At 62.4% G+C, this 25,037-nt stretch carries 19 protein-coding genes and 1 pseudogene; 11 read left to right on the top strand and 9 right to left on the bottom strand.

Going from position 1 to position 25,037, the window contains the following annotated elements; translation table 11 throughout:
- The first annotated feature begins 170 nt into the window (after window positions 1–170).
- From ACIPO9_RS22200 to ACIPO9_RS22155, 10 genes and pseudogenes are all read left to right on the top strand, one after another.
- Window positions 171–1,631, top strand: coding sequence for a gamma-aminobutyraldehyde dehydrogenase (locus ACIPO9_RS22200; protein WP_400783542.1), 1,461 nt, complete (start codon window positions 171–173; stop codon window positions 1,629–1,631).
- A gap of 229 nt (window positions 1,632–1,860) precedes the next feature.
- The gene (ydcS, locus tag ACIPO9_RS22195) at window positions 1,861–3,012 is read left to right on the top strand and encodes a putative ABC transporter substrate-binding protein YdcS (protein ID WP_400783539.1); all 1,152 of its coding nucleotides are present in this window, start codon (window positions 1,861–1,863) and stop codon (window positions 3,010–3,012) included.
- A 203-nt stretch (window positions 3,013–3,215) separates the two neighbouring features.
- Window positions 3,216–4,253 (top strand): ABC transporter ATP-binding protein, encoded by a 1,038-nt coding sequence (locus ACIPO9_RS22190; RefSeq protein WP_400608738.1) that lies wholly within the window; start codon window positions 3,216–3,218, stop codon window positions 4,251–4,253.
- 1 nt (window position 4,254) lies between these two features.
- Window positions 4,255–5,205 (top strand): ABC transporter permease, encoded by a 951-nt coding sequence (locus ACIPO9_RS22185; protein ID WP_400783537.1) that lies wholly within the window; start codon window positions 4,255–4,257, stop codon window positions 5,203–5,205.
- Window positions 5,195–6,025 carry an ABC transporter permease gene (locus ACIPO9_RS22180; protein WP_400783535.1) on the top strand — a complete coding sequence of 277 codons (831 nt, stop codon included), beginning with the start codon at window positions 5,195–5,197 and terminating at the stop codon, window positions 6,023–6,025. Before ACIPO9_RS22185 ends, ACIPO9_RS22180 begins: the two co-directional genes overlap by 11 nt.
- Window positions 6,026–6,152: 127 nt before the next feature.
- Window positions 6,153–7,577, top strand: a complete 1,425-nt coding sequence (locus ACIPO9_RS22175; RefSeq protein ID WP_400783533.1) for a gamma-aminobutyraldehyde dehydrogenase — start codon at window positions 6,153–6,155, stop codon at window positions 7,575–7,577.
- A 230-nt stretch (window positions 7,578–7,807) separates the two neighbouring features.
- Window positions 7,808–9,286, top strand: a complete 1,479-nt coding sequence (locus tag ACIPO9_RS22170; protein WP_274133769.1) for an APC family permease — start codon at window positions 7,808–7,810, stop codon at window positions 9,284–9,286.
- Between the two features lie 116 nt (window positions 9,287–9,402).
- Entirely contained in the window at window positions 9,403–9,657 is a 255-nt protein-coding gene (locus ACIPO9_RS22165; protein WP_274133770.1) for a type II toxin-antitoxin system HicA family toxin, read from the top strand.
- Window positions 9,654–9,986 carry a type II toxin-antitoxin system HicB family antitoxin gene (locus tag ACIPO9_RS22160; RefSeq protein WP_274133771.1) on the top strand — a complete coding sequence of 111 codons (333 nt, stop codon included), beginning with the start codon at window positions 9,654–9,656 and terminating at the stop codon, window positions 9,984–9,986. The genes ACIPO9_RS22165 and ACIPO9_RS22160 overlap by 4 nt, the downstream gene beginning before the upstream one ends.
- Window positions 9,987–10,267: 281 nt before the next feature.
- Window positions 10,268–11,776, top strand: a pseudogene (locus tag ACIPO9_RS22155) (response regulator); the annotation flags it as partial.
- A 274-nt stretch (window positions 11,777–12,050) separates the two neighbouring features.
- Here ACIPO9_RS22155 and ACIPO9_RS22150 read toward each other — a convergent pair.
- From ACIPO9_RS22150 to ACIPO9_RS22140, 3 genes are all read right to left on the bottom strand, one after another.
- Window positions 12,051–13,157, bottom strand: coding sequence for an NADH:flavin oxidoreductase/NADH oxidase (locus ACIPO9_RS22150; protein ID WP_274133773.1), 1,107 nt, complete (start codon window positions 13,155–13,157; stop codon window positions 12,051–12,053).
- A gap of 94 nt (window positions 13,158–13,251) precedes the next feature.
- On the bottom strand, window positions 13,252–14,967 hold the full coding sequence (recJ, locus tag ACIPO9_RS22145) for a single-stranded-DNA-specific exonuclease RecJ (RefSeq protein ID WP_400608741.1): 1,716 nt from the start codon (window positions 14,965–14,967) through the stop codon (window positions 13,252–13,254).
- Between the two features lie 63 nt (window positions 14,968–15,030).
- Entirely contained in the window at window positions 15,031–15,573 is a 543-nt protein-coding gene (locus ACIPO9_RS22140; protein ID WP_274133775.1) for a YaeQ family protein, read from the bottom strand.
- Window positions 15,574–15,869: 296 nt separating this feature from the next.
- Here ACIPO9_RS22140 and ACIPO9_RS22135 point away from each other — a divergent pair, with 296 nt between their 5' ends.
- Complete coding sequence (locus ACIPO9_RS22135; protein ID WP_400783531.1) at window positions 15,870–16,763, top strand: TIGR02285 family protein; 894 nt, start codon at window positions 15,870–15,872, stop codon at window positions 16,761–16,763.
- A gap of 174 nt (window positions 16,764–16,937) precedes the next feature.
- Here ACIPO9_RS22135 and ACIPO9_RS22130 read toward each other — a convergent pair whose 3' ends face one another.
- From ACIPO9_RS22130 to xerD, 6 genes are all read right to left on the bottom strand, one after another.
- Entirely contained in the window at window positions 16,938–17,234 is a 297-nt protein-coding gene (locus ACIPO9_RS22130) for a DUF3509 domain-containing protein (protein WP_274133777.1), read from the bottom strand.
- 142 nt (window positions 17,235–17,376) lie between these two features.
- Window positions 17,377–19,497, bottom strand: coding sequence for a transporter substrate-binding domain-containing protein (locus tag ACIPO9_RS22125; protein ID WP_400783529.1), 2,121 nt, complete (start codon window positions 19,495–19,497; stop codon window positions 17,377–17,379).
- A 112-nt stretch (window positions 19,498–19,609) separates the two neighbouring features.
- Entirely contained in the window at window positions 19,610–21,019 is a 1,410-nt protein-coding gene (thrC, locus tag ACIPO9_RS22120; RefSeq protein WP_400783526.1) for a threonine synthase, read from the bottom strand.
- A 150-nt stretch (window positions 21,020–21,169) separates the two neighbouring features.
- Window positions 21,170–22,474 (bottom strand): homoserine dehydrogenase, encoded by a 1,305-nt coding sequence (locus ACIPO9_RS22115; RefSeq protein WP_274133780.1) that lies wholly within the window; start codon window positions 22,472–22,474, stop codon window positions 21,170–21,172.
- Window positions 22,475–22,549: 75 nt separating this feature from the next.
- Window positions 22,550–23,290: a bifunctional protein-disulfide isomerase/oxidoreductase DsbC gene (gene dsbC / locus ACIPO9_RS22110; RefSeq protein ID WP_400783524.1), complete on the bottom strand. Its 741-nt coding sequence runs from the start codon at window positions 23,288–23,290 to the stop codon at window positions 22,550–22,552.
- Between the two features lie 167 nt (window positions 23,291–23,457).
- Complete coding sequence (gene xerD, locus ACIPO9_RS22105) at window positions 23,458–24,354, bottom strand: site-specific tyrosine recombinase XerD (protein WP_400783522.1); 897 nt, start codon at window positions 24,352–24,354, stop codon at window positions 23,458–23,460.
- Window positions 24,355–25,037: the final 683 nt, after the last annotated feature.

Raw genomic sequence — 25,037 nt, 5'->3', positions numbered from 1 at the left:
GTTGTTGCGATATTACTTCTTGTTTCCTTACATCCACCCCCCGCCCCGGCCGCCCCCCCCGCCCGCTCCGGGGTTCGGTTTTTGTTAGGCGCGCCCCCCCCCCCCCGCGACGACGTTGGCATCAACGATCGTTTCATCGGATCGGACACTGACACAAGGACGCTCGAACAATGGCTGGCACTGCACCCCCACAATTCTTCACCTCGCTGTTGATCGACGGTGAACTGGTCGCGGGCCAGGGGTTTGTCGAGCCGATCGTCAATCCGGCCACCGGCGAGGTGCTGGTCCATATCGCCGAAGCCAGCACCGAGCAGGTCGAGAGCGCGATCCTGGCGGCCAACCGCGCGTTCACCGGCTGGTCCCGGACCACCCCGCAACAACGCTCCAACATTTTGCTCGGCATCGCCGACGCCATCGAAAAACACGCCGACCACCTTGCCCGCCTGGAATCGCTGAACTGCGGCAAGCCGCTGCACCTGGCGCGTCAGGATGACCTGAGCGCCACCGTCGATGTGTTTCGCTTCTTTGCCGGTGCCGTGCGCTGCCAGACAGGACAGTTGTCCGGTGAATACGTGCCGGGCTACACCAGCATGGTGCGCCGCGACCCGATTGGTGTCGTTGCGTCCATCGCACCGTGGAACTACCCGATCATGATGGCCGCCTGGAAGATCGCCCCGGCGCTGGCAGCGGGCAACACCTTGGTGTTCAAGCCATCGGAGCACACGCCGCTGTCGATCCTCGCGCTGGCTCCGGTATTCGCAGACCTGTTGCCCAATGGCGTAATCAATATTGTGTGCGGTGGCGGCGAAGGGGTCGGCAGCCACCTGGTCAGCCACTCGAAAGTGCGCATGGTGTCGCTGACCGGCGATATCGTCACCGGCCAGAAAATCCTCCAGGCCGCTGCCAAGACCCTCAAGCGTACTCACCTTGAGCTGGGCGGCAAGGCACCGGTGATCGTCTGCAACGACGCCGACATCGCCGCAGTGGTCCAAGGCGTGCGCACCTACGGCTACTACAACGCAGGCCAGGATTGCACCGCCGCCTGCCGCATCTACGCCCAGGCCGGGATCCACGACAAGCTGGTGGCCGAACTCGGCGCCGCCGTCAGCAGCCTGCGCTTTGCCAGTAAACGCGACGCCGATAACGAAATCGGGCCACTGATCAGCCCCCGTCAACGCGACCGCGTGGCCAGCTTCGTCGAGCGCGCCCTGAGCCAGCCACACATCGAACGCATCACCGGCGCCGCCGTGCATTCCGGCCCGGGTTTTTTCTATCAGCCGACCCTGCTCGCAGGCTGCAAACAGGGCGACGAGATCGTCCAGCGCGAGGTGTTCGGCCCGGTGGTCACCGTGACCCGCTTTGACGAACTCTCCCAGGCCGTGGACTGGGCCAACGACTCCGAATACGGCCTGGCCTCCTCGATCTGGACCCAGAATCTGGACAAGGCCATGCAGGTCGCGGCGCGTCTGCAATATGGCTGCACCTGGATCAACAGCCATTTCATGCTGGTCAGCGAAATGCCCCACGGCGGCTTGAAGCGCTCGGGGTACGGGAAAGATCTGTCCAGTGATTCGCTTCAGGACTACAGCGTTGTGCGCCACATCATGGCTAAAAGCAGCTATGAGTTGTAAGCGGCAAGCGGCAAGAAAAAGCGCTAGAGCCGCGGAGGTTTTGAGTTCAGAGCAATAAAAGAAAAAAGGGGAGCAACTGCATTTTCCAGCTAGAAGTAAAGAGCCGGCGCGATGACCACTTGCAGCTTGTCGCTTGAAGCTTGCAGCTGTCTTTACTTGTAGCTTGCGGCTTGCAGCTGGCTCCCTACCACTGATTTCCTGCCAACCATAAGTTAAAGAGGGAACCCACATGTCAGTGCAAAAGACCATGTTATTGGGAGCCATAGCGAGTGCGTTATTCGCCAGCGGCACGCTGCAAGCGGCCGAAGCGCTCAAGGCTGTCGGCGACGGCGAAGGCCAGCTGGATATCGTCGCGTGGCCGGGCTACATCGAGCGCGGCGAGAGCGACAAGGCCTATGACTGGGTCACCGGCTTCGAGAAGGAAACCGGCTGCAAGGTCAACGTCAAGACCGCTGCCACCTCCGACGAAATGGTCAGCCTGATGACCAAGGGCGGTTATGACCTGGTGACGGCGTCCGGCGATGCTTCGCTGCGCCTGGTGGCGGGCAAGCGGGTGCAGCCGATCAACACCGATCTGATCCCCAACTGGAAGAGCCTGGATCCGCGCCTGAAGGACGGGCCCTGGTACACCGTCAACAAGCAAACCTACGGCACGCCCTACCAGTGGGGCCCGAACGTGCTGATGTACAACACCAATGTGTTCAAGACGCCGCCAGTGAGCTGGAGCGTGGTGTTCGAGCCGCAGAACCTGCCGGACGGCAAGCCGAACAAAGGCCGCGTGCAGGCCTACGACGGTCCGATCTACATCGCCGACGCTGCGCTGTATCTGAAATCCGCCAAGCCCGACCTTAAGATCGAAGACCCCTACCAGCTCACCGAAACCCAGTACAAGGCCGTGCTCGACCTGTTGCGCGCCCAGCACCCGCTGGTGCACCGCTACTGGCATGACGCGACGGTACAGATGAGCGACGTGAAAAACGAAGGCGTCGCCGCGTCCAGCTCCTGGGGCTACATGGTCAACGGCCTGGTCGCCGACAAGCAGCCGGTGGCCTCGACCATCCCGCAGGAAGGCGCCACCGGCTGGGCCGACACCACCATGCTGCACGCCGACGCCAAGCACCCGAACTGCGCCTACAAGTGGATGGACTGGTCGCTGCAACCCAAGGTCCAGGGCGACGTAGCCGCCTGGTTCGGCTCGCTGCCGGTGGTGCCTGCGGCGTGCAAGGGCAGTGAACTGCTGGGCGCCGAGGGCTGCGCCACCAACGGCTTCGACCTGTTCGACAAGATCGCCTTCTGGAAAACCCCCGAGGCCCAGGGCGGCAAGTACGTGCCGTACAGCCGCTGGACCCAGGATTACATCGCGATCATGGGCGGGCGTTAGTCCCCGGTTCAAAGCGTAACGCCTGTAGGAGCGCGCTTGCCCGCGACAGCGATCTGTCTGAGACGTTGATGGTGAATGACACACCGTCTTCGCGGGCAAGCGCGCTCCTACAGGGTTCGGCGCTCTTTCGTCACACCTACACCGCCGGTACCGGCCCTTTCGCGGATCGATCCGCTCCCACGAGGGCCAATTGGAGTTTCACCATGACCCTTGCAGTCCAGTTCACCCACGTTTCCCGTCAGTTCGGCGAAGTGAAGGCCGTTGACCGGGTTTCCATCGATATCAAGGACGGCGAGTTCTTTTCCATGCTCGGCCCCTCGGGCTCGGGCAAGACCACCTGCCTGCGCCTGATCGCAGGCTTCGAGCAGCCCAGTGCAGGCTCGATCCGCATTCACGGCGAGGAAGCCGCAGGGCTCCCGCCTTACGAGCGTGACGTCAACACGGTGTTTCAGGATTACGCCCTGTTCCCCCACATGAACGTGCGCGACAACGTCGCCTACGGCCTCAAGGTCAAGGGCGTGGGCAAGAGCGAACGCCTGGCCCGAGCCGAAGAAGCCTTGAGCATGGTGGCGCTCGGCGGCTACGGCGATCGCAAGCCGGTGCAACTTTCGGGCGGCCAGCGCCAGCGTGTGGCCCTGGCCCGCGCACTGGTCAATCGCCCGCGTGTGTTGCTGCTGGACGAACCCCTCGGCGCCCTTGATCTGAAGCTGCGCGAGCAGATGCAGAGCGAGCTGAAAAAGCTTCAGCGCCAGTTGGGCATCACCTTCATCTTCGTCACCCACGACCAGACCGAAGCGCTGTCGATGTCTGACCGCGTGGCGGTGTTCAACAAGGGCCGCATCGAGCAGGTCGACACCCCGCGCAACCTGTACATGAAGCCAGCCACCACTTTCGTCGCCGAGTTCGTCGGCACCTCCAACGTGCTGCGCGGCGAACTGGCGCAACACCTCAGTGGCAAGCCCAACGCGTTCTCGATTCGTCCCGAGCACATCCGCTTCGCCGATGGCCCTGTGGGCAGTCACGAGATCGAAGTCAGCGGCCTGCTCCACGACATTCAGTATCAGGGCAGCGCCACCCGCTACGAGCTGAAACTGGACAACGGCCAGACCTTGAGCGTCAGCCAGGCCAACACCCAATGGCTGGACACCAGCGCCCAGCACCAGCCCGGCCAGCGCGTCACTGCACGCTGGGCACGGGAGGCGATGATCCCGCTGCATGACACCGTTGCCGAGGCCCAGTGAGATGAGCCAGACACTCGCCCATTCAGCGCCGATGTCGGGGCAATCGCCCATGCGGCGCTTCTCCAGCCTGCTGTACCGACGGCCCAACCTGTACCTGTCGCTGCTGCTGATTCCGCCGCTGCTGTGGTTCGGCGCGATCTACCTCGGCTCGCTGCTGACCCTGCTGTGGCAGGGTTTCTACACCTTCGACGACTTCAGCATGACGGTCACCCCGGACCTGACGCTGGTCAACTTCGGCGCACTGTTCAACCCGTCGAACTTCGACGTGATCCAGCGCACGCTGACCATGGCCATCGCCGTGTCCATCGCCAGCGCCATCGTCGCCTTTCCCATCGCCTACTACATGGCGCGCTACACCACGGGCAAGACCAAGGCGTTTTTCTACATCGCGGTGATGATGCCGATGTGGGCCAGTTACATCGTCAAGGCCTACGCCTGGACGCTGCTGCTGGCCAAGGGCGGCGTGGCGCAGTGGTTCGTCCAGCACTTGGGGCTGGAGCCGGTGTTGCAGGTGATCCTGGGGATTCCCGGCGTGGGCGGAAGCACCTTGTCGACCTCGCATCTGGGGCGGTTTCTGGTGTTCGTCTACATCTGGCTGCCGTTCATGATCCTGCCGATCCAGGCCTCCCTCGAACGCCTGCCGCCCTCGCTGCTGCAAGCCTCGGCGGACCTGGGCGCCAAACCTCGGCAGACTTTCATGCAGGTGATCCTGCCGCTGTCGGTGCCGGGCATTGCCGCAGGTTCGATCTTCACCTTTTCGCTGACCCTGGGCGACTTCATCGTGCCGCAACTGATCGGCCCGCCTGGCTACTTCATCGGCAGCATGGTCTACGCCCAGCAAGGCGCCATCGGCAACATGCCCATGGCCGCAGCCTTCACGCTGGTGCCGATTGTGCTGATCGCCATTTACCTGTCCATCGTCAAGCGACTGGGAGCTTTCGATGCGCTCTAAGCCGGTTATCAAACAAGGCGATCAGGCCTCATGGGGCCTGAAAATCGCCGCCTGGGGCGGGCTGGTGTTCCTGCACTTCCCGATCCTGATCATCTTTCTGTACGCCTTCAACACCGAAGACGCAGCGTTCAGCTTCCCGCCTCAAGGCTTCACCTTGAAGTGGTTCAGCGTGGCGTTCGCGCGGCCCGATGTGCTGGAGTCGATCAAGCTGTCGCTGCAGATCGCCTGCGTCGCCACGCTCATCGCGCTGGTGCTTGGCACCCTGGCGTCGGCGGCGTTGTATCGCCGGGATTTCTTCGGCAAGGACGGCATCTCGCTGATGCTGATCCTGCCCATCGCCCTGCCCGGCATCATCACGGGGCTTGCGCTGTTGTCGGCGTTCAAGACGCTGGGCATCGAACCCGGGATGTTCACCATCATCGTCGGCCACGCGACCTTCTGCGTGGTGATCGTCTACAACAACGTCATCGCCAGATTGCGCCGCACCTCCCACAGCCTGATCGAGGCGTCGATGGACCTGGGGGCCGACGGCTGGCAGACCTTCCGCTACATCATCATGCCCAACCTGGGTTCGGCGCTGCTGGCCGGCGGGATGCTGGCGTTCGCACTGTCGTTCGACGAAATCATCGTCACCACCTTTACCGCAGGGCATGAACGCACCTTGCCGATCTGGCTGCTCAACCAGCTCAGCCGCCCTCGCGACGTACCGGTGACCAACGTCGTCGCGATGCTGGTGATGACCGTAACCATGCTGCCGATTCTCGGCGCCTATTACCTGACCCGCGGCGGCGAAAGCGTGGCCGGCAGTGGCGGGAAATGACAACAGCCCCCTGTAGGAGCGCGCTTGCCCGCGAAGGCAGTTTACCTGTACCCGATGTGTTGACTGACACAACGCCATCGCGGGCAAGCGCGCTCCTACGGAACGAGTACACCGAGAGGAAATGACGATGCAAACCAAACTGCTGATCAACGGCCATCTGGTCGCCGGTGAAGGTCCCGCGCAACCGGTGTTCAACCCCGCGCTGGGCCGGGTGCTGGTGGAAATCAACGAAGCCACCGAAGGCCAGGTCGACACCGCCGTGCGCGCCGCCGATGCCGCGTTCGAAAGCTGGTCGCAGACCGCGCCGAAAGACCGCTCGCTGCTGTTGCTCAAACTGGCCGACGCCATCGACGCCAATGCCGAAGAACTGGCGCGCCTTGAGTCGGACAACTGCGGCAAGCCTTATCATGCCGCGCTGAACGATGAGCTGCCGGCAATTGCCGATGTGTTCCGCTTCTTCGCCGGGGCCAGCCGCTGCATGGGCGGCTCGGCGGCGGGCGAATACCTGCCTGGCCACACCTCGATGATTCGCCGCGACCCGGTAGGCGTGATCGCCTCCATCGCACCCTGGAACTACCCGCTGATGATGGTGGCCTGGAAGATCGCCCCTGCCCTGGCTGCCGGCAATACCGTGGTGCTGAAGCCGTCCGAGCAGACCCCGCTCACCGCGCTGCGCCTGGTGGAGCTGGCCAACGACATCTTCCCGGCTGGCGTGCTCAACCTGGTGTTCGGCCGCGGGCAGACCGTCGGCAATCCGCTGGTGACCCATCCGAAGGTGCGCATGGTGTCGCTGACCGGCTCCATCGCCACCGGCTCGCACATCATTTCCAGCACCGCCGACAGCGTCAAACGCATGCACATGGAATTGGGCGGCAAGGCCCCGGTGATCATCTTCGACGACGCCGACATCGACGCGGCGGTCGAGGGCATTCGTACCTTCGGCTTCTACAACGCGGGCCAGGACTGCACCGCCGCCTGCCGCATCTACGCGCAGAAGGGCATCTACGAGAAGTTCGTCGAGAAACTCGGCGAGGCGGTCAGCACCATCAAGGTCGGCCAGCAGGATGACCCGGAAACCGAACTGGGCCCGCTCATCACCGCGCAGCATCGCGACCGCGTGACCGGCTTCGTCGAGCGCGCCGTGGCGCAATCCCACACCCGCCTGGTGACCGGCGGCAAGGCCATCGAGGGCAACGGTTTCTTCTTCCAGCCAACGGTGATTGCCGACGTGCAGCAGGACGACGAGATCGTGCGCCGGGAAGTGTTCGGGCCGGTGGTGTCGGTCACCCGGTTCGACGATGAAGCACAGGTGCTGGGCTGGGCCAATGACTCGGATTACGGCCTGGCGTCGTCCGTCTGGACCCAGGACGTGGGCCGCGCCCACCGGTTGTCTGCACGCCTGCAGTACGGCTGCACCTGGGTGAACACCCACTTCATGCTGATCAGCGAAATGCCCCACGGCGGGCAGAAGCTGTCTGGTTATGGGAAGGACATGTCGATGTATGGGCTGGAGGATTACACCACGGTGCGGCATGTGATGTTCAAGCACTGATAAACCCTTGTAGGAGCGCGCTTGCCCGCGATGGCAGTGTGTCACTCAACACATCAGGTGCAGACGTACCGCAATCGCGGGCAAGCGCGCTCCTACACGGCAACGTATTCCAACGATCATTCGCGCTACCGGCAACGGCTTTAAAACAATAACCACCGATCCTGGCTGGCCCTTGCGGCACAGCCACGGGTTCGGCCATCCAAAATCTGCCGATTTACTGGAGAAACACCATGAGCAGCGTCCCTGTTCCACCGGCCGCCGACCACGACGCCGAGCAACTGAGAAAACTGGGCTACACCTCCAACTTCAACCGCAGCATGACCCTCTGGGAAAACTTCGCGCTGGGCTTTACCTACCTGTCGCCGGTCGTCGGGGTCTACACCCTGTTCGGACTGTGCCTGGCCGCAGGCGGGCCGCCGATGTTCTGGGCCTATCTGCTGGTGGGCATCGGCCAGATGCTGGTGTGCCTGGTGTTCGGCGAAGTGGTCTCGCAATTCCCCATCTCCGGCGGCGTATACCCTTGGGCACGGCGCCTGGTGGGCAAGCGCTGGGCGTGGATGGTCGGCTGGATCTACTCCATTGCCCTGTGCGTGACCATCGCCGCCGTGGCGGTGGGTGCAGGTCCCTACCTGGCGGCCATGATGGGCTTCGAACCGAGCGCCAACACCAACATCGTCATCGCTCTGGTGCTGACGCTGTTCGCCACGCTGGTCAACCTGAGCGGCACCAAGGTACTGTCGCGCATCGCCATGTTCGGCTTTCTCTGCGAGCTGATCGGTGCGGTGCTGGTGGGCGGCTACCTGCTGATCTTCGAGCGTCATCAGCCGCTGAGCGTGTTCTTCAACACCTTCGATATCCGCATCGACGGCTCTTACCTGCCGGCCTTCCTCACCGCCTCCCTGGCCGGGATGTTCCTTTATTACGGCTTCGAAGCCTGTGGCGACGTCGCCGAAGAAACGCCCAACCCGAGCAAACAGATCCCGCGCGCCATGCGCATGACCATCTGGATCGGCGGCGCCGCCGCGATGTTCGCCTGCCTGGCGCTGATCCTCGCCGTGCCGGACATGAACGCCGTCATCAATGGCACCGACAAAGATCCGGTGACTACCATCCTCAGTAACGCCTTCGGCGTGACCGGCTCCAAAGTGGTGATGGCGATCGTCATGGTCTCGTTCATCTCCTGCGTCATCAGCCTGCAAGCCGCCGCCAGCCGGTTGCTGTACGCCTACGCCCGGGATGAAATGATCATCGGCAGCCACCTGCTCAAACGCATCTCGCCCAACACCCAGGTGCCGGTCGCTGCGCTGTTCGTCTCCGGCGTGCTGCCCGCGATCATCATCTGCATGGGCTTCGTGCTGCAGGACGCCGTCGCCACCATCGTCAGCTTCGCGGCCATCGGCATCTACCTCGCGTTCCAGATGATCGTCCTCGCCGCCCTCTTCGCCCGCATGCGCGGCTGGGTCCCGAGTGGCCAGTTCAGCATGGGCAAATGGGGCCTGCCGGTGAACCTCGGCGCGCTGATCTACGGCGTGCTGGCGATCATCAACATGGCCTGGCCGCGCACCCCGGATGCGGCGTGGTACATCAATTACTCGATGGTGCTGACCACCGTGATCGTCATCGCCCTGGGGCTGATCTACATGTGGATCGGCCGGCCGTATGACCACGGGACTGCGCCAGCCGGGGATGCGTGGAAGAGTGGGAGATGACATAAGTGCCTGCTTGAACAACGCGAGGACAAATTCGGACGTGAGACACATCTCACGTCCCCTTTTCCTACAAACCGGCCCTTGGTTATAATCCGGCGGTATCATATTTTGATACCATGAATACCAGACAAGCCAAGACCTTAAAAATCATCTTTTCCAGGCCTGTTCCCAGCACGCTGGAATGGAGCCGAATCGAGGCTCTGTTCCATGCACTGGGCGCAAGAAGCATCGAAGGAAATGGTTCCAGGGTTCGATTCGAACTCAACGGGGTGGTGGCCACATTCCACCGCCCTCACCCAGACAAGGAAGCCAAGCCGTATCAGATTCGTGATGCGCGAACGTTCCTGGAGCAAGCAGGAGTTACCCCATGAACATCATGAATTACAAGGGATACGCAGCCCGAATCAACTACAGCGACGAAGATGGTCTGTTCGTGGGACACGTTGCCGGCGTCCGCGATGTCATCGGTTTTCACGGTGAGTCCGTCCATGAGCTGCGGGCAGCCTTCGAAGAAGCGGTCGACGATTATCTCGATACTTGTGCGAAGCTGGGCCGCGCACCACAAAAAACCTATTCCGGGAAATTGAGCCTGCGCCTGGAGCCCGCGCTTCACGCCAGCGTCGCGTGCAAGGCTGAGCTTGCTCACAAAAGCATCAATCAGTGGGTCAGCGATTTGCTCTGTCACGCGACGCAAACCTGATTTTAATTTGATATCACCCGCAACCCCTGAACGTTCCCATGGTCAACAGTGAATGCGCTGCTTTGGATGGGCAGGGGTTTTCTGGCACTCATATGACGGCCAAATTGCTTAACGCCCCACCCAACAACCATTCAATTGGATATGAATGGCAGGGACTCTTTCGATCCGGCTCCGTATACTGATTTCTTCTGACTGGAGCCTGTCCATTGACCAGATACCCCCGCTTCCCCGCAGGTGACAGTCAGGCTGGTCTCACGCTCAGGCAGATCGACTTGAGCGCAGAGCTGAGTTGCCTGTGGGAGATTTCTCCGGACTTACTGGCGATGGTCGATCCCAATGGCTTGTTCCTACGGGTCAGTCCGGCCTGGACGACGGTCCTGGGTTACCAATCCCACGAACTGGTCGGCACTCATGTCACGAGCCTGGCTCATCCGGACGACGTGCACGCCACCGAGTCAGCGCTGACCCAGGCCACCAGCGGCGTTCTGCCATTGTTCGAGAATCGCTACCGGCACAAGGACGGTTCCTACCGCTGGATCGGCTGGACCGCAGCGCCCGACCACGGCCTGATCTTCGCCCTGGGCAAGGACATGAGCGCCGAGAAAGAGCGATCGGCTGCCCTGCGCGCCGCCGAAGATGCGTTGCGCCAATCGCAGAAAATGGAAGCGGTCGGACAACTGACCGGTGGGCTGGCCCATGACTTCAACAACCTGCTGATGGGCATCAGCGGCAATATCGAATTGCTCAAAGGCCGTGTCGCCAAAGGGCGGACCGAGAACCTTGCGCGCTACATCGACTCGGCCCTGGAAGGCTCACGCCGGGCCGCTGCGTTGACCCATCGCCTGCTGGCATTTTCACGCAGGCAGACGCTGGATCCGCAACCTGTCGATGTCGATGATCTGGTCGACGGGATGGCCGAACTGATCAGGCGCACGGTCGGACCTTCCATTGCCATGGACATCATCGCCACGCCAGGGCTGTGGGCAACGCTGGTCGATCTGCATCAGCTGGAAAACTCCCTGCTCAACCTGTGCCTCAACGCCCGCGACGCCATGCCCGAGGGTGGCCAGGTGTTGATCGAAACCTGCAACACGCAGCTCGACCCGCTACAGGCCGCCGAGCTGGAGCTGCCTGCCGGGCGTTATGTGATGCTGTGTGTCAGCGACAACGGCTGCGGCATGACCCAGGAGGTGGTCAAGCGCGCTTTCGACCCGTTTTTCACCACCAAACCCATTGGCATGGGCACGGGGCTGGGGCTTTCGATGACCTACGGCTTTGCCCGTCAGTCCGGCGGTGGCGTGCATATCCATTCGGTGCCGGGGCGCGGCTCGCGGGTCTGCATCTATCTGCCGGCCTACACCGAGGTGGCCGCGGTGAGCGCTGAACCTCATGCACACCTTGACCCGCTGACACACAGCAGTGGCGGCGAGACGCTGCTGGTAGTCGATGACGAACCCTCGGTGCGTGCATTGATGATCGAAACGCTGACCGATCAGGGCTACACAGTGCTTGAGGCGGACTCTGGCCCAGGTGCACTGACCATCCTGCAATCGCGCCAGCACATTGACCTGCTGGTATCGGATGTCGGCCTGCCCGGTGGCATGAATGGCCGGCAGTTGGCCGACGCGGCGCGGGCATTGCGACCGGGGCTCAAGGTGTTGTTCGTGACCGGTTATGCGGAAAACGCCGCACTGGGGAAGGGACGGCTTGAGCCGGGGATGCACGTGCTGACCAAACCCTTTTCGATTCCGGTGCTCAGCGAGCGGGTGAAGGGGTTGCTTGAAGGGTGACCGGTCTTGAGGCCGCCCCCGCCGGCAAGCCGTGCTGCTACGGGGTTTGTGTCATGCCCAAATCCCTTGAACACTCTCTCTCGACGTAGCAGTCCGGCTTGCCGGCGAGGCGGCCTCAATATCGCTGTCGCCGGCAAGCCGGACTGCTACGGTTTTTTTGTCATGCCCAACCTCTCGAACACCCCCAGCCCCGTAGCAGCTTGGCTTGCCAGCGGGAGCGATCGTGAGGCCGCCTCACCGGCAAGCCGGACTGCAACGGGTCAGGGTGTCGTTTTCAATCGCGCAAATCCGACTCGTGGATCGGCTGGTCGCGGTGGGTTGCGCGTTGGTATTGGGCCGGCCATACGGCGTTGCGACCGCCCAGGTCGTCGTCGGCGTGTAGGGGCCAGTACGGATCACGCAGCAGCTCGCGGGCCAGCAGGATCAGGTCGGCCTGCCCCGTGCGCAGGATGGTGTCGGCCTGGAAGGGTTCGGTAATCATGCCCACCGTCCCCGTGGCGATGCCCGACTCCCGGCGCACACGCCCGGCGAACTCGGTCTGGTAGCCCGGCCCCACAGGAATCTCGGCATTGGCCGCGGTCCCGCCCGAGGACACATCGATCAAGTCCACCCCCAGCGCTTTCAACCGCTTGGCCAGCTCCACGGTTTCATCCGGGTTCCAGCCATCTTCGACCCAGTCGGTCGCCGACACGCGCACGAACACCGGCAACTCCTGCGGCCAGACATTGCGCACGGCTTCGGACACTTCCAGGGTCAGACGAATACGGTTCTCGAACGAGCCGCCATAACGGTCCTGGCGCTGATTGCTCAACGGCGACAGGAACTGGTGCAACAGGTAGCCATGGGCGGCATGGACTTCCACCACCGAGAACCCTGCCTCCAGCGACCGCTTGGCGGCATCGACGAAGGCCTGGATGACCTTCTGGATCTGCGACTCGTCCAGCGGCGTGGGCGGCGTGTGCTGGGGATCGAAGGCGATCTTCGACGGCCCCCAAGGCGTCCAGCCACCTTCATCGGCCTTGATGCTGCCGTGCTTGCCCAACCAGGGGCGGAAGGTGCTGGCCTTGCGCCCGGCGTGGGCCAGTTGAATGCCCGCCACCGCGCCTTGTGCAGTGATGAATCGAGTAATGCGTTGCAGTGGGGCGATCTGCTCGTCGTTCCAGATGCCCAGGTCTTCCGGGGTGATGCGGCCATCGCGCGTCACGGCAGCGGCTTCGGTGAAAATCAGGCCGGCACCGCCCACGGCACGACTGCCAAGGTGGACCAGATGCCAGTCATTGGCCAGACCGTCGGCGCAGCAGTACTGGCACATCGGCGAAACCACGATGCGATTGCGCAGGGTCAGTTGGCGAAGGGTGTAGGGTTCAAGCAGCAGGCTCATGGGCACCTCTCAGGGTCGAGTCTAAGGTTCCTTCTCGTTCTGAACCTTGAGCCTAGTCGACAACCTGAGAGAAGTGGGGTTCCTGGTCCCTGATTCAGCGCGGCGAGATATGCGCCACCATCAATTGCACCGTCTCGTTGCCACGAAACTCGTTCAGGTCCAGCTTGTAGGCCAGCTCGACCCAGCGAATGCCCGGGTTAGGCCATACGTCACGGTCGATGCTGAACGCGATGCCATCGAGCTTCACCGTACCACATTCGGTCTTGAGCACCATCTTCAAATGCCGTTCGCCAACGATGCGCTGCTCCACCAGCTGGAACACGCCATGGAACAGCGGCTCAGGGAAATGCTGGCCCCATGGACCGGCATTGCGCAGGGCGCGGGCCAGTTCCAGGTGGAACTCCTCGACAGCCAGCGTGCCGTCCGACAGCAGCCGGCCGGTCAGGTCCTCTTCGGTGAGCTGACGACGCACTTCGGCATCGAAGGCATCGCAGAATGCCGGGAAGTTTTCCTCGGGCAGCGACAGCCCGGCCGCCATAGCGTGGCCACCAAACTTGCTGATCAACTCAGGATGCTTGGCCGCCACGGCGTCCAGCGCGTCGCGAATGTGAAAGCCCGGCACCGAGCGCGCCGAGCCTTTCAATACGCCCTCCCCGGCACTGGCGAAAGCGATGGTTGGGCGGTGATAGCGCTCTTTGAGGCGCGAGGCCAGAATCCCGATCACACCCTGGTGCCACTCGGCCTCGAACAGGCACAGGCCGAACGGCATCGATTCCACCGGCAGATCCTTGAGCTGGGCCAGCGCTTCACGCTGCATGCCCTGCTCGATGGATTTGCGGTCCTGGTTCAACTCATCCAGTTGTACGGCCATTTCCCGGGCCAGGGTTTCGTCCTCGCAGAGCAGGCATTCGATGCCCAGGCTCATGTCGTCCAGACGCCCGGCAGCGTTCAGTCGCGGGCCGAGGATGAACCCAAGGTCGGTCGAGGTGATGCGCGACGCTTCGCGGCGGGCAACTTCCAGGATCGCGCGCAAGCCAGGCCTTGCGCGACCGGCGCGAATGCGCATCAGCCCCTGATGCACCAGGATGCGGTTGTTGGCGTCCAGCGGTACGACGTCGGCCACGCTGCCCAGCGCCACCAGGTCCAGCAGTTCGCCCAGATTCGGCTGGGCGCGGCCATTGGCCTCGAACCAGCCGAGCTCCCGCAGTCGCGCGCGCAGCGCCATCAGCACGTAGAACATCACGCCAACGCCGGCCAGCGCCTTGCTCGGAAAGGTGCAGCCGGGCTGGTTCGGGTTGACGATGGCGTCGGCGGCGGGCAGTTCATGGCCCGGCAAGTGGTGATCGGTCACCAGCACTTGCAGCCCGGCCGCCTTCGCAGCGGCAACGCCTTCGACGCTGGAAATGCCGTTGTCCACGGTCATCAGCAGATCAGGCTGGCGCTCGAGGGCCACACCGACGATTTCCGGGGTCAGGCCGTAGCCATATTCGAAACGGTTGGGCACCAGGTAATCGACATGAGCAGCGCCCAGCAGACGTAAGCCCAGCACGCCGACGGTACTGGCCGTGGCGCCGTCGGCATCGAAATCGCCAACGATGAGAATGCGCTGGCGCTGCTGCAAGGCCGTCACCAGCAGATCGACGGCGGCATCGATGCCCTTGAGCTGCTGATACGGAATCAGCCGCGCCAGCCCCTTGTCCAGCTCATCCTGCGAAACGACGCCGCGCGCCGCGTACAGGCGAGTCAGCAAGGGTGGCAGGTCGCCGAGAAATGGCAGGGTGTCGGGCAACTGGCGTGATTCGATGCGCATGCGGTTTCCGCTGATGTTCTTCTTTTGAGCTTTTGATGTGTGGCAGAAGGCTGAGGCAGCGGATCAGCCGCGCTCACCTGCCAGCCACTGCAACTGGACTTCATGCTGGCCGCGATCGTCGGTGACGAACACCGTGCCTTCGCTGATCATCACGTCCCACTTGATCGCCCGGGGCATGTCCTTGGCCAGGGTTTCCAGCACATCCTGCGGCACCGCAGCGATGTTGACGTTCTTCAGCGCCTTGGCGGCGGGTACCACCTTGCCTTCCCAGACGCGCAGGCTGCCGTAGGCCAGCAGGCTGGTGCGCTCGGTGCGGCGCGAGCACCAGGTCAGACGGTCAACGTCCGGCTGGCCGACTTCGATCCAGTGCAGGACACGGTCGTCCAGGCTTTTTTCCCACAATGCAGGTTCATCGACTTCCGACAGACCACGGCCGAATGACAGCTGCTCGTTGTACCAGAGCGCGTAGGCCAGCAGGCGCACGGCCATCCGTTCTTCGGTTTCGGAAGGATGGCGGGCGATGGTCTGCTTGACGTTTTCGTACACCCCGCGATCAAGGTCGGTGAGGTTCAGTTCGAATTTGTAGGTCGTGGACGGCTGGGCCATGAACGGGCTTCTAAAGGCTGGAAAGGCGCCAAGTCTACCCGATGCCGGCCCATTGAACGACCGGACCGTGCACCTTGCCAGCCGATCTGTGTAAATAGCCGGGCCGGACCCTGATCCCGGTGCTTTACTGATCCAACGGTGACGAGTGTTAAACAAATGATCCACAACGCCGATACCTTGGTGCGAGACCCTCTAGCATGAAGTACACAGCGCGGCCCGTTGCGACGACAGGCCTTAGTGATCAGGGTTGTGCCAGTCCGGGCAGCCGTCAGCTTTTTCAGGATTCATATCGACGGATGGTCAATCGTTCTTCCCACCGCCACAGAGCCGGGCTTGTGGCACTGCTTTTCACATCGGCACTGGGTACCACGGCCGGAACGGCAGAGGCCAAGGAAACGCTGACGTGGCTGTTGCGTGATTTTCCGCCGCTGACCATATTTGCAGGCCCGCAGGCCGGCCAGGGCGCCATCGACAGGATCATGCCCGAGCTGATCGCCCGCATGCCCGAATACGAGCACCAGATCATGCACGTGAACCGCGCGCGGGGAACGCAGATGCTGCAGGATCCCGATGTGTTCGCCTGCGACCCCACCCTGCTGTGGACCCCGGAACGGGACAAGACCATCCTGTTTTCGATTCCGACCTACGCAACGCCGGGCAACGGCATCACCATCGAACGCAGCAACCACAAGCTGTTCGCGCCCTACCTGACTGAGGATGGCCACCTGGATCTCGCTGCGGTACTGGCGAGCAATACGGTCAAGGTCGGCATTGTCGGCGAGCGCAGCTACGGTCCGGTGATCGACAAGGTCATCCGTACCACGACGCAGCCGGACAACCTGATCCTGCACTACGGCAACGCCGCCGTGGGCAGCATGTTGCAGATGGAACGCATGGATCGCTTTCAGGCCATCATCAGTTACTGGCCGGAGGCACGGTTTCACGCACAGCAACAGGGCATCGCGCTGGATGAACTGGAGTTTTTTCCGGTCAAGGACGCGCCCAAGTACCAGTTCGCCCACATCGGTTGCTCGAAGACGGACAAGGGCCGTGCGGCCATCGAGATCATCAATCGGGAAATGCGCACGCTGCGCGTGACCCGGCTGATCGGCTTCTACGCCGAGTGGATGGTCAAGAAAGAGGAATACCTGCGCGACTCCAAAACCTTTTTCGACGACGCCGGCGAGTGAGCCGTCTGACACAGGCGAGCGGGCAAAAAGAAACCCCGAGCAGCGGGGAGACTACTCGGGGTCAACCGTGGTCCATCTTGGACCCGTACGGCAGGCAACATAAACACCGGAGCACAATGCCTGCGCCTGCCGTAATGGATAGGAGCCTATCGGACCCGGAAGGTTCCGCAGGCATCAGACAAAAGCCCGACCGGCGGCATAGGCAGCAGATTGCGAAACGTTGCGCATGGCCGCGATGACGCAAGGCTCGATGCGCCCCTCTGCCACCATCAAGTCACGATGCAAGCCGTCTACCACGTCGGTCAGCTGGCGTTTGTCACACAGTTGCCCGGCCGAAAAAACCCTTTCGATCACGATCGCACCGGCCGCATTTCTAAGCGTCACCAGACGCTCGCCATTCACACCGGCAGCCCCCAGGCTCGCCTGATACGGTGCCAGTGCTTCGCTTAGCAGTAAGCTGATATTTTCCATCTGGTTCACCACTCAAGAGGTTGAATGCAAAGGTGCTTATCAATGACCACCGGCAAGCGCACAAAGTTCGTCCTGCCTTAGCCTGGGTGATTGCCCCCTACCCGTTCACTGGAGCATGCCTGCCCAATGTGACAGGCAGAATTCATGCCGAAGACACCGGGCGGGCGCCCTTGCACTCACTCAGTTCGGTCCAGCCCCCGACCAATCCCTGCAACTGTCCGTCCGCGAGATAAAAGGGTGCCGACCATTGCCGGGTCTCGAGCCGCCGCCCCGGCAGATCCAGGCAACGGTCCACAAGCACTGGCTCCCGTGATTGCAGCAGCCCCATGTGTTCTTCATGCATCGCCAGCGCGACAGCCTTGGGAATGAGGTCGACGTCGATCAGTCGCCGCCCGTTCATCTGCTCGAAGCTGATGCCCAACGCCTGCTCGTAACTGGCGTTGCAGGCCACCAGACGACCGGTCAGGTCCCGCACATACAGAGGCTGGGGGATGCCGTCGAACAACGCCCGCTGAAACACCAGTTGATTATTCAGCTGTCTCTGGGCGTGCATGCGTTGATGGATCTGGCCTCTGATCCTGTGGCGCCAGAACAGCGAAACGCCCACCGACAGCGTTGTCATCGCCAGTAACCAATAGACCCAACCCGGGATGCGGTGCAACAAAGGCTCCTGCGGCATGACGCCGCCGAGCCATTTCATGCGAATGGCGCGCAGCTCGGCCACGGGAAACTCCACCAGGGCCTTGTTGAGGATGCTGAGCAATTCGGGATGCTCCTTGACCACCGCTAGGCGATCCGGGGACCAGCGCCCCTCGACACCGCGTCCGACCTTCAAGCGCCCACGGCTGGCCATCACCGCTCCGGCCTCATTCTGAATGGTCGCATCCGCTTCCCCGGCCTCCACCAGAGCCCGGGCCTCCTTATAGGTCGGAACCAGCCGCAGTTTGATACCGGGCGCGCTGGTGCGGATGAACTCGAGCAGGGCATGGCCCGTCGGCATCGCCAGAACCTTTCCCGACAACTCGGTGAGGGTGACCGGGGATTCGCGATCATCACGGATCACATAGACCCAGCTGTGCCCGCCGTAGGCATAGGTGAAGTCGAGGAATTTCCGGCGTTCGGACGATTCGGCCAGCGTGGTGTTCATGTCGGCGGATCCGGCGCGCAGGACCTCGATGGCGGCCTGGGTCGAAGGCATCGCCTCATGTACGAACATCAACCCCGTCATGCGCGAGATGCGGTTGAGCACATCGATGTTCAGCCCCACCCACTGGCCGTGTTCGTCCTTGTAGATATAGGGCGGGTGCAGGGTCGAGGCCACCATCACTTGCGGGTGACGACGGACCCACGCCTGCTCGTCGGGACTGAGGCGAATCCTCTGGCGCCCGGCATCGACGCCCAGCCCGCTGGTCCAGCGGTGCAGGATTTCACGGGCGACCGACTCGTCCAGGTCATCCAGTGACCGGTTGAACAGCTCAAGCAATTTCGCATCTTGCTCCCGCATGGCAAAGGCGAAACCTGCCGCTGGCAACAGGCTGTCGAACCGGATCTGCAACCCCAGGTAGCGGCGCATGCTGATGTAGGCACGCGCGACGACCTCATTGACGATGACAGCATCGGCTTCACCGTGCTCCAGGGCCTCCATGGCGCTGTAGAGCGTGGGCGCCAGGATGACCTGGCTTTTCGGGTAGATACGCTCCACGGCGGCGATGTCGGCGTATCCGTCCTGGATGATCACGCGCTTGCCGACCAACTCGGCGCTCAGGGAATGGTCATTTTCCCGGACTACGACCACCGCCCGGTCTGGCAGGTATTCACCGGTGAACGCCAGACCGCCGATCCCGCGATCATAGCGATTCGCGCTGGCCAGCACATCGACGCTGCCCTCGAGCAGTGCCGCGACCATATCCTCGGGCCGGGCGAAGCCGGTGATCTGTAACGTCACCCCAAGCTTTGCGCCGACCAGGCTCAGATAATCGGCACTCAGGCCCTGATAGCGATTGCGGTCGCTGGTGATGTCGATGGGTTCGTAGTCGGCCGTTGCAATCGCGACCCGCACCACCCCACGTTCGTCGAGCCACTGGCGGTCATGGCTGTCGAGCGTTAATGCCGATTGCGCCACGAACGGCGGGCTCAGGTTGAATGGAAGCTTTTCGGTGCCGCTCGCTGCTGGCGCGAAAACACATGCCAGCACCAGGAGGGTGCACAACAGGCGTTCGATTGTTCGGGTCTGGACGGGCACTCCCTGCTTGTCCATGTTCATGTACTGCACCCCACGTATTGATCCGGGAAATCATAAATGTCCGGAAAGTGTGGCACGCACAAACAAGAAGGCCCGCTGGAGAGCGGGCCTTAGTTGTTACACGGAGCAACCGTCAGAGCGGCTTGCCACGGTTACCATGCTGGCTGACAAAGGCCTGCATAGCCTTGAGGTCGTTCGGCAGCACGGTGCAGCGCTCGTCGCGTTCGAACAAATCAGACAAATGTGCAGGCAGCTCGAGTGCTTTTCCTACACCGGCCTTCTGTACGGCTTCCGGGAACTTGACCGGGTGCGCGGTGCCCAGCACCACCATCGGCGTGTCCAGGCTGCGACGGCAATCACGGGCCGCCTTCACCCCGATGGCCGTGTGCGGATCGAGCAGCTCGCCAGTGCTGGCGAATACTTCAGCGATGGTCTCGCAGGTCTGCTCGTCGGTGACGGCCAGGGAGTCGAACAGCTTGCGGGTTTCGGTCCAGCGGTCTTCTTCGACGCTGAAACCGCCACCCTTCTTGAAGCTTTCCATCAGCTCGGCGATGGCCGCACCGTTGCGACCGTGCATGTCGAACAGCAGGCGTTCGAAGTTCGACGACACCATGATGTCCATGGACGGCGACAGCGTGGCGTGCAGGGTTTCCTTGACGTACTGGTTGCCGCTCATGAAGCGGTGCAGGATGTCGTTGCGGTTGGTGGCCACGATCAGCTGGCTGATCGGCAGACCCATGTTGCGGGCCAGGTAACCGGCGAAGATGTCGCCGAAGTTGCCGGTCGGTACCGAGAACGCCACCGAACGCGCAGGGCCGCCCAACTGCAGGGCCGCGTGGAAGTAGTAGACGATCTGGGCCATGATCCGCGCCCAGTTGATCGAGTTCACCGCCACCAGGCGCGTGCCTTTGAGGAAGCTCTGGTCAGCGAAGCTGTTCTTGACCATTTCCTGGCAGTCGTCGAAGTTGCCTTCGACGGCGATGTTGTGGATGTTGTCGCCGAAAATGGTGGTCATCTGGCGGCGCTGAACGTCCGAGACACGGTTGTTCGGGTGCAGGATGAAGATGTCGACGTTGTCGCAGCGACGGCAGCCTTCGATGGCCGCTGAGCCGGTATCGCCGGAGGTGGCACCGATGATGACCACGCGCTCGCCGCGCTTTTCCAGCACGTAGTCCAGCAGGCGACCCAGCAGTTGCAGGGCGAAGTCCTTGAACGCCAGGGTCGGACCGTGGAACAGCTCCATCACCCATTCGTTACCGTTAAGCTGACGCAGCGGCGCCACGGCGTTGTGGGCGAATACGCCGTAGGTTTCTTCGAGAATCTTCTTGAAGTCGGCATCGGGAATGCTGCCGGTGACGAACGGACGCATGACCCGGAAGGCCAGTTCGTGATACGGCAGGCCGGCCCAGGAAGCGATTTCTTCCTGGGTGAAACGAGGCAGGTTCTCAGGGACGTACAGACCGCCATCGCTGGCGAGGCCGGCGAGCAGGACGTCTTCGAAATTCAGGGCCGGCGCCTGGCCGCGAGTACTGATATAGCGCATTGGGGCAAACCTTTGGTTTGAGCGGCAAGCTCCAAGCTGCAAGCCACAAGTAAAAGCGAATCCGTTTTTACCTGCCTGGCGCAGCATGAAGCTCACCGCGAAGTTGTTTTGCTCTTGCTTGAAGCTTGCAGCTTGAAGCTTGTAGCTGTCTTAGTTCAGATGTTCTACGCGGATACGAACGACCGGGCCGGCAACGCCTTCCAGCGCTTCCAGGGCCTGGATGGCGTCGTTGATGCGCTTTTCCACCACGCGGTGAGTCAGCAGGATCATCGGGACCAGGCCGTCCTGTTCCTCGGCTTCCTTCTGCATGATCGACTCGATGTTGATGCCGCGCTCGGACAGGATGCTGGCCACCTGAGCCAGTACGCCCGGGTGATCCTTGGCCTGGATGCGCAGGTAGTAGGCACTCTCGCACGCCTCGATCGGCAGGATCGGGTGGGCCGACAGCGAGTCAGGCTGGAAGGCCAGGTGCGGCACGCGGTTTTCCGGGTCGGTGGTCAGGGCACGCACCACGTCCACCAGATCAGCGACCACGGACGATGCAGTCGGCTCCATGCCGGCGCCGGCGCCGTAGAACAGCGTCGAACCTGCGGCATCACCGTTGACCATGACGGCGTTCATCACACCGTTGACGTTGGCGATCAGGCGATCGGCCGGGATCAGCGTAGGGTGCACGCGCAACTCGATACCGGCCGGCGTACTGCGGGCCACGCCCAGGTGCTTGATGCGGTAGCCCAGCGCTTCGGCATAGTTGACGTCAGCGGTGGTCAGCTTGGTGATGCCTTCGGTGTAGGCCTTGTCGAACTGCAGCGGGATGCCGAACGCAATGGACGCCAGGATGGTCAGCTTGTGCGCCGCATCAATGCCCTCGACGTCGAAGGTCGGGTCGGCTTCGGCATAACCCAGCGCCTGGGCTTCGGCCAGCACGTCAGGGAAGGTACGGCCCTTCTCGCGCATCTCGGTCAGGATGAAGTTGCCGGTGCCGTTGATGATGCCCGCCACCCAGTTGATGCGGTTGGCAGACAGGCCTTCACGAATGGCCTTGATCACCGGAATGCCGCCAGCCACAGCGGCTTCGAACGCGACGATCACGCCCTTCTCGCGAGCCTTGGCGAAGATTTCGTTGCCGTGCACGGCGATCAGCGCCTTGTTCGCAGTAACCACGTGCTTGCCATTCTCGATGGCCTTGAGCACCAGTTCGCGGGCGACGGTGTAGCCACCGATCAGCTCGATGACGATATCGATTTCGGGGTTGCTGGCCACGTCGAATACATCGGCGGTGGTCGCGGTACCGGTAATCTGGCAATTGGGGTTTGGCCTACGCATGGCAATCTGCGCCACTTCGATTCCACGCCCGGCACGGCGGGCAATTTCCTCGGCGTTACGCTTTAGCACATTGAAGGTACCGCCACCGACAGTACCCAGCCCACAGATGCCTACTTTGACCGGTTTCACTATGAACTCCCCATGAAACGGCCGGCGTTCAGCCAGCCGTGAAACAGCCGCATTGCAGTGCGGCTCACTGTTGAATTACTTGGCGCTCAATGCCAGTTTGGCGACTTGCGGCGCCGGCTGGTAGCCCGGGATCACCTGGCCGTCGGCCAGAACGATGGCCGGCGTACCGTTCACGCCGATGGACTGGCCGATCTCGAACTGTCTGGTGACCGGGTTATCGCATTTGGGCGCCTTGATGTTCTTGCCGTCGACCATGCGGTCCATGGCGTCGCGGCGATCCTTGGAGCACCACACCGCCTGCAGTTGTTCGTCACCCGGCGAGCCCAGGCCCTGACGCGGGAAGGCCACGTAGCGCACTTCGATGCCGCGCTTGTTCAGCTCGGGCACTTCGCCGTGCAGCTTGTGGCAGTACGGGCACGTGGTGTCGGTGAATACGGTGATGTGCGATTTGGTTTCGCCCACGGCCGGGTAGACCACCATCTCGGCAGTCGGGATGCCGTTGATGGTCTTGGAGATCGCCTGACGCTCGACTTTTTCGGTCAGGTTGACCGGCTTGCCGCCCTGGATCTGGTACAGGTTGCCCTGCATCACGAACTGGCCGTCGGCGCTGGCGTAGAGCACGCGGCCGCCCTTGAGATTGACTTCATACAGGCCATTGAGCGGGCTGCTGGAAATGCTTTCGACAGGAATCTCCAGGTTCAGCGATTCCAGGGTCTTGCGGATGGCCTTGTCGGACGCTTCGTCGGCGTGGGCGAACAGGCTGAAGGTGCTGGCCAGCGCTACGACGGCAGCGCCAATAATACGAGTCACGCGCATGAAAACTCCTCGGGCGGTGAGCAGACGGGCGAAATGGAAAACGTTGGACACAAGCGGTACCGGAAGGTTTTCGTGGCTCCAATCTGCGAAACCGGCAAAGCCTATCACATAAGGCTCGCAACACCGACGCCGACTGATGTAAGACACGTCGTTTATTGCCTGGGGTTTTATCCTCGCGGGTGATGCCTGGCGTGCAGATCCTGCAGGCGGGCGCGGGCAATGTGGGTGTAGATCTGGGTGGTGGACAGATCGCTGTGGCCCAGCAGCATCTGCACCACGCGTAGGTCGGCGCCGTGGTTGAGCAAGTGGGTGGCGAAGGCATGGCGCAGCGTGTGGGGCGACAGCGACTTGCCGATCCCGGCAACTTTTGCCTGGAGTTTGATGCGGTGCCAGAAGGTCTGGCGCGTCATCTGCTCGCCGCGCAGGCTGGGGAACAGTACGTCGCTGGGGCGGCCGTTGAGCAACTCCTGACGGGCGTCACGCATGTAGCGCTCGACCCAGACAATGGCCTCCTCCCCCATGGGCACCAGACGCTCTTTGCTGCCTTTGCCCATGATGCGCAACACGCCTTGGCGCAGGTTCACCTGCTCCAGCGTCAGGCTGACCAGCTCCGTGACGCGCAGCCCGCAGGCGTAGAGCACTTCCAGCATGGCCCGGTCACGCTGGCCGATGGCTTCGCTCAGGTCGGGGGCTGCGAGCAGCGCCTCGACGTCGGCTTCGGAGAGGGACTTGGGCAGCGGCTTGCCGAGCTGCGGCATGTCGACCTGCAAGGTTGGATCGATCGAAATCAGCTTTTCACGCAGCAGGTACCGGTAGAAGCCCCGCACTCCCGAGAGTAATCGTGCAGTGGAGCGCGCCTTGTAGCCATTATCCACACGCCAGGCCAGATGATCGAAAATCGCCCCACGCCCCACCGCCATCAGGTCGATGCCTCTTTCCTGCAACCACCCGTTGAACAGGGTGAGGTCGCTGCGGTACGAATCACGGGTGTTGTCCGACAGCCCCTTCTCAAGCCACAAGGCGTCGAGAAAGCGGTCGATCATGGGGTGGTCGATGGCGGGCATGGAATTGGTCTTGAAAGGGGAACAGCGGAAGTCTTTCATATCCAACAGACCAGCACAAAACTGTAGGAGCGCGCTTGCCCGCGACGGCGGCGCATCTGACCCAAATATGCTGCCTGACACACCGCGGTCGCGGGCAAGCGCGCTCCTACCAAGCAAGTAGCCGGGCATATCTCCTGTAGGAGTGAGCTTGCTCGCGATAGCGCTGTGTCAGGCCCTGATGCGGTGACAGCTACACCGCAATCGCGAGCAAGCTCACTCCTACAGGGATTGGGGCGTTTGCGCGATCCGGGGCTGACCACCTACCCGTAGCAGCACGGCTTGCCGGCGGGGCGGCCTTGCGGATGCCCCACAGGCTCGGCCCATAACACCGTAGGAGCGCGCTTGCCCGCGACGGCGGCGCGTCTGACCCAAATATGCCACCTGACACACCGCAGTCGCGGGCAAGCGCGCTCCTACAGGGATTGGGGCGTTTGCGTGATCTGGGGCTGATCACCGCACCGTAGCAGCACGGCTTGCCGGCGGGGCGGTCTTGCGGCTGCCCCGCAGCCTCGGCCCATAACACCGTAGGAGCGCGCTTGCCCGCGACGGCGTCATGTCTGACCCAGATATGCCACCTGACACACCGCGGTCGCGGGCAAGCGCGCTCCTACAGGGTTGGGGCGTTTGCGCGATCCGGGGCTGAC

Source organism: Pseudomonas sp. NPDC090203 (genome assembly GCF_044746765.1).
In the GTDB taxonomy this organism is placed as follows: Bacteria; Pseudomonadota; Gammaproteobacteria; order Pseudomonadales; family Pseudomonadaceae; genus Aquipseudomonas; species Aquipseudomonas putida_AD.
The sequence above is the reverse complement of the archived record's forward strand: the minus strand, read 5'-3'. Positions and strand labels throughout refer to the sequence as shown.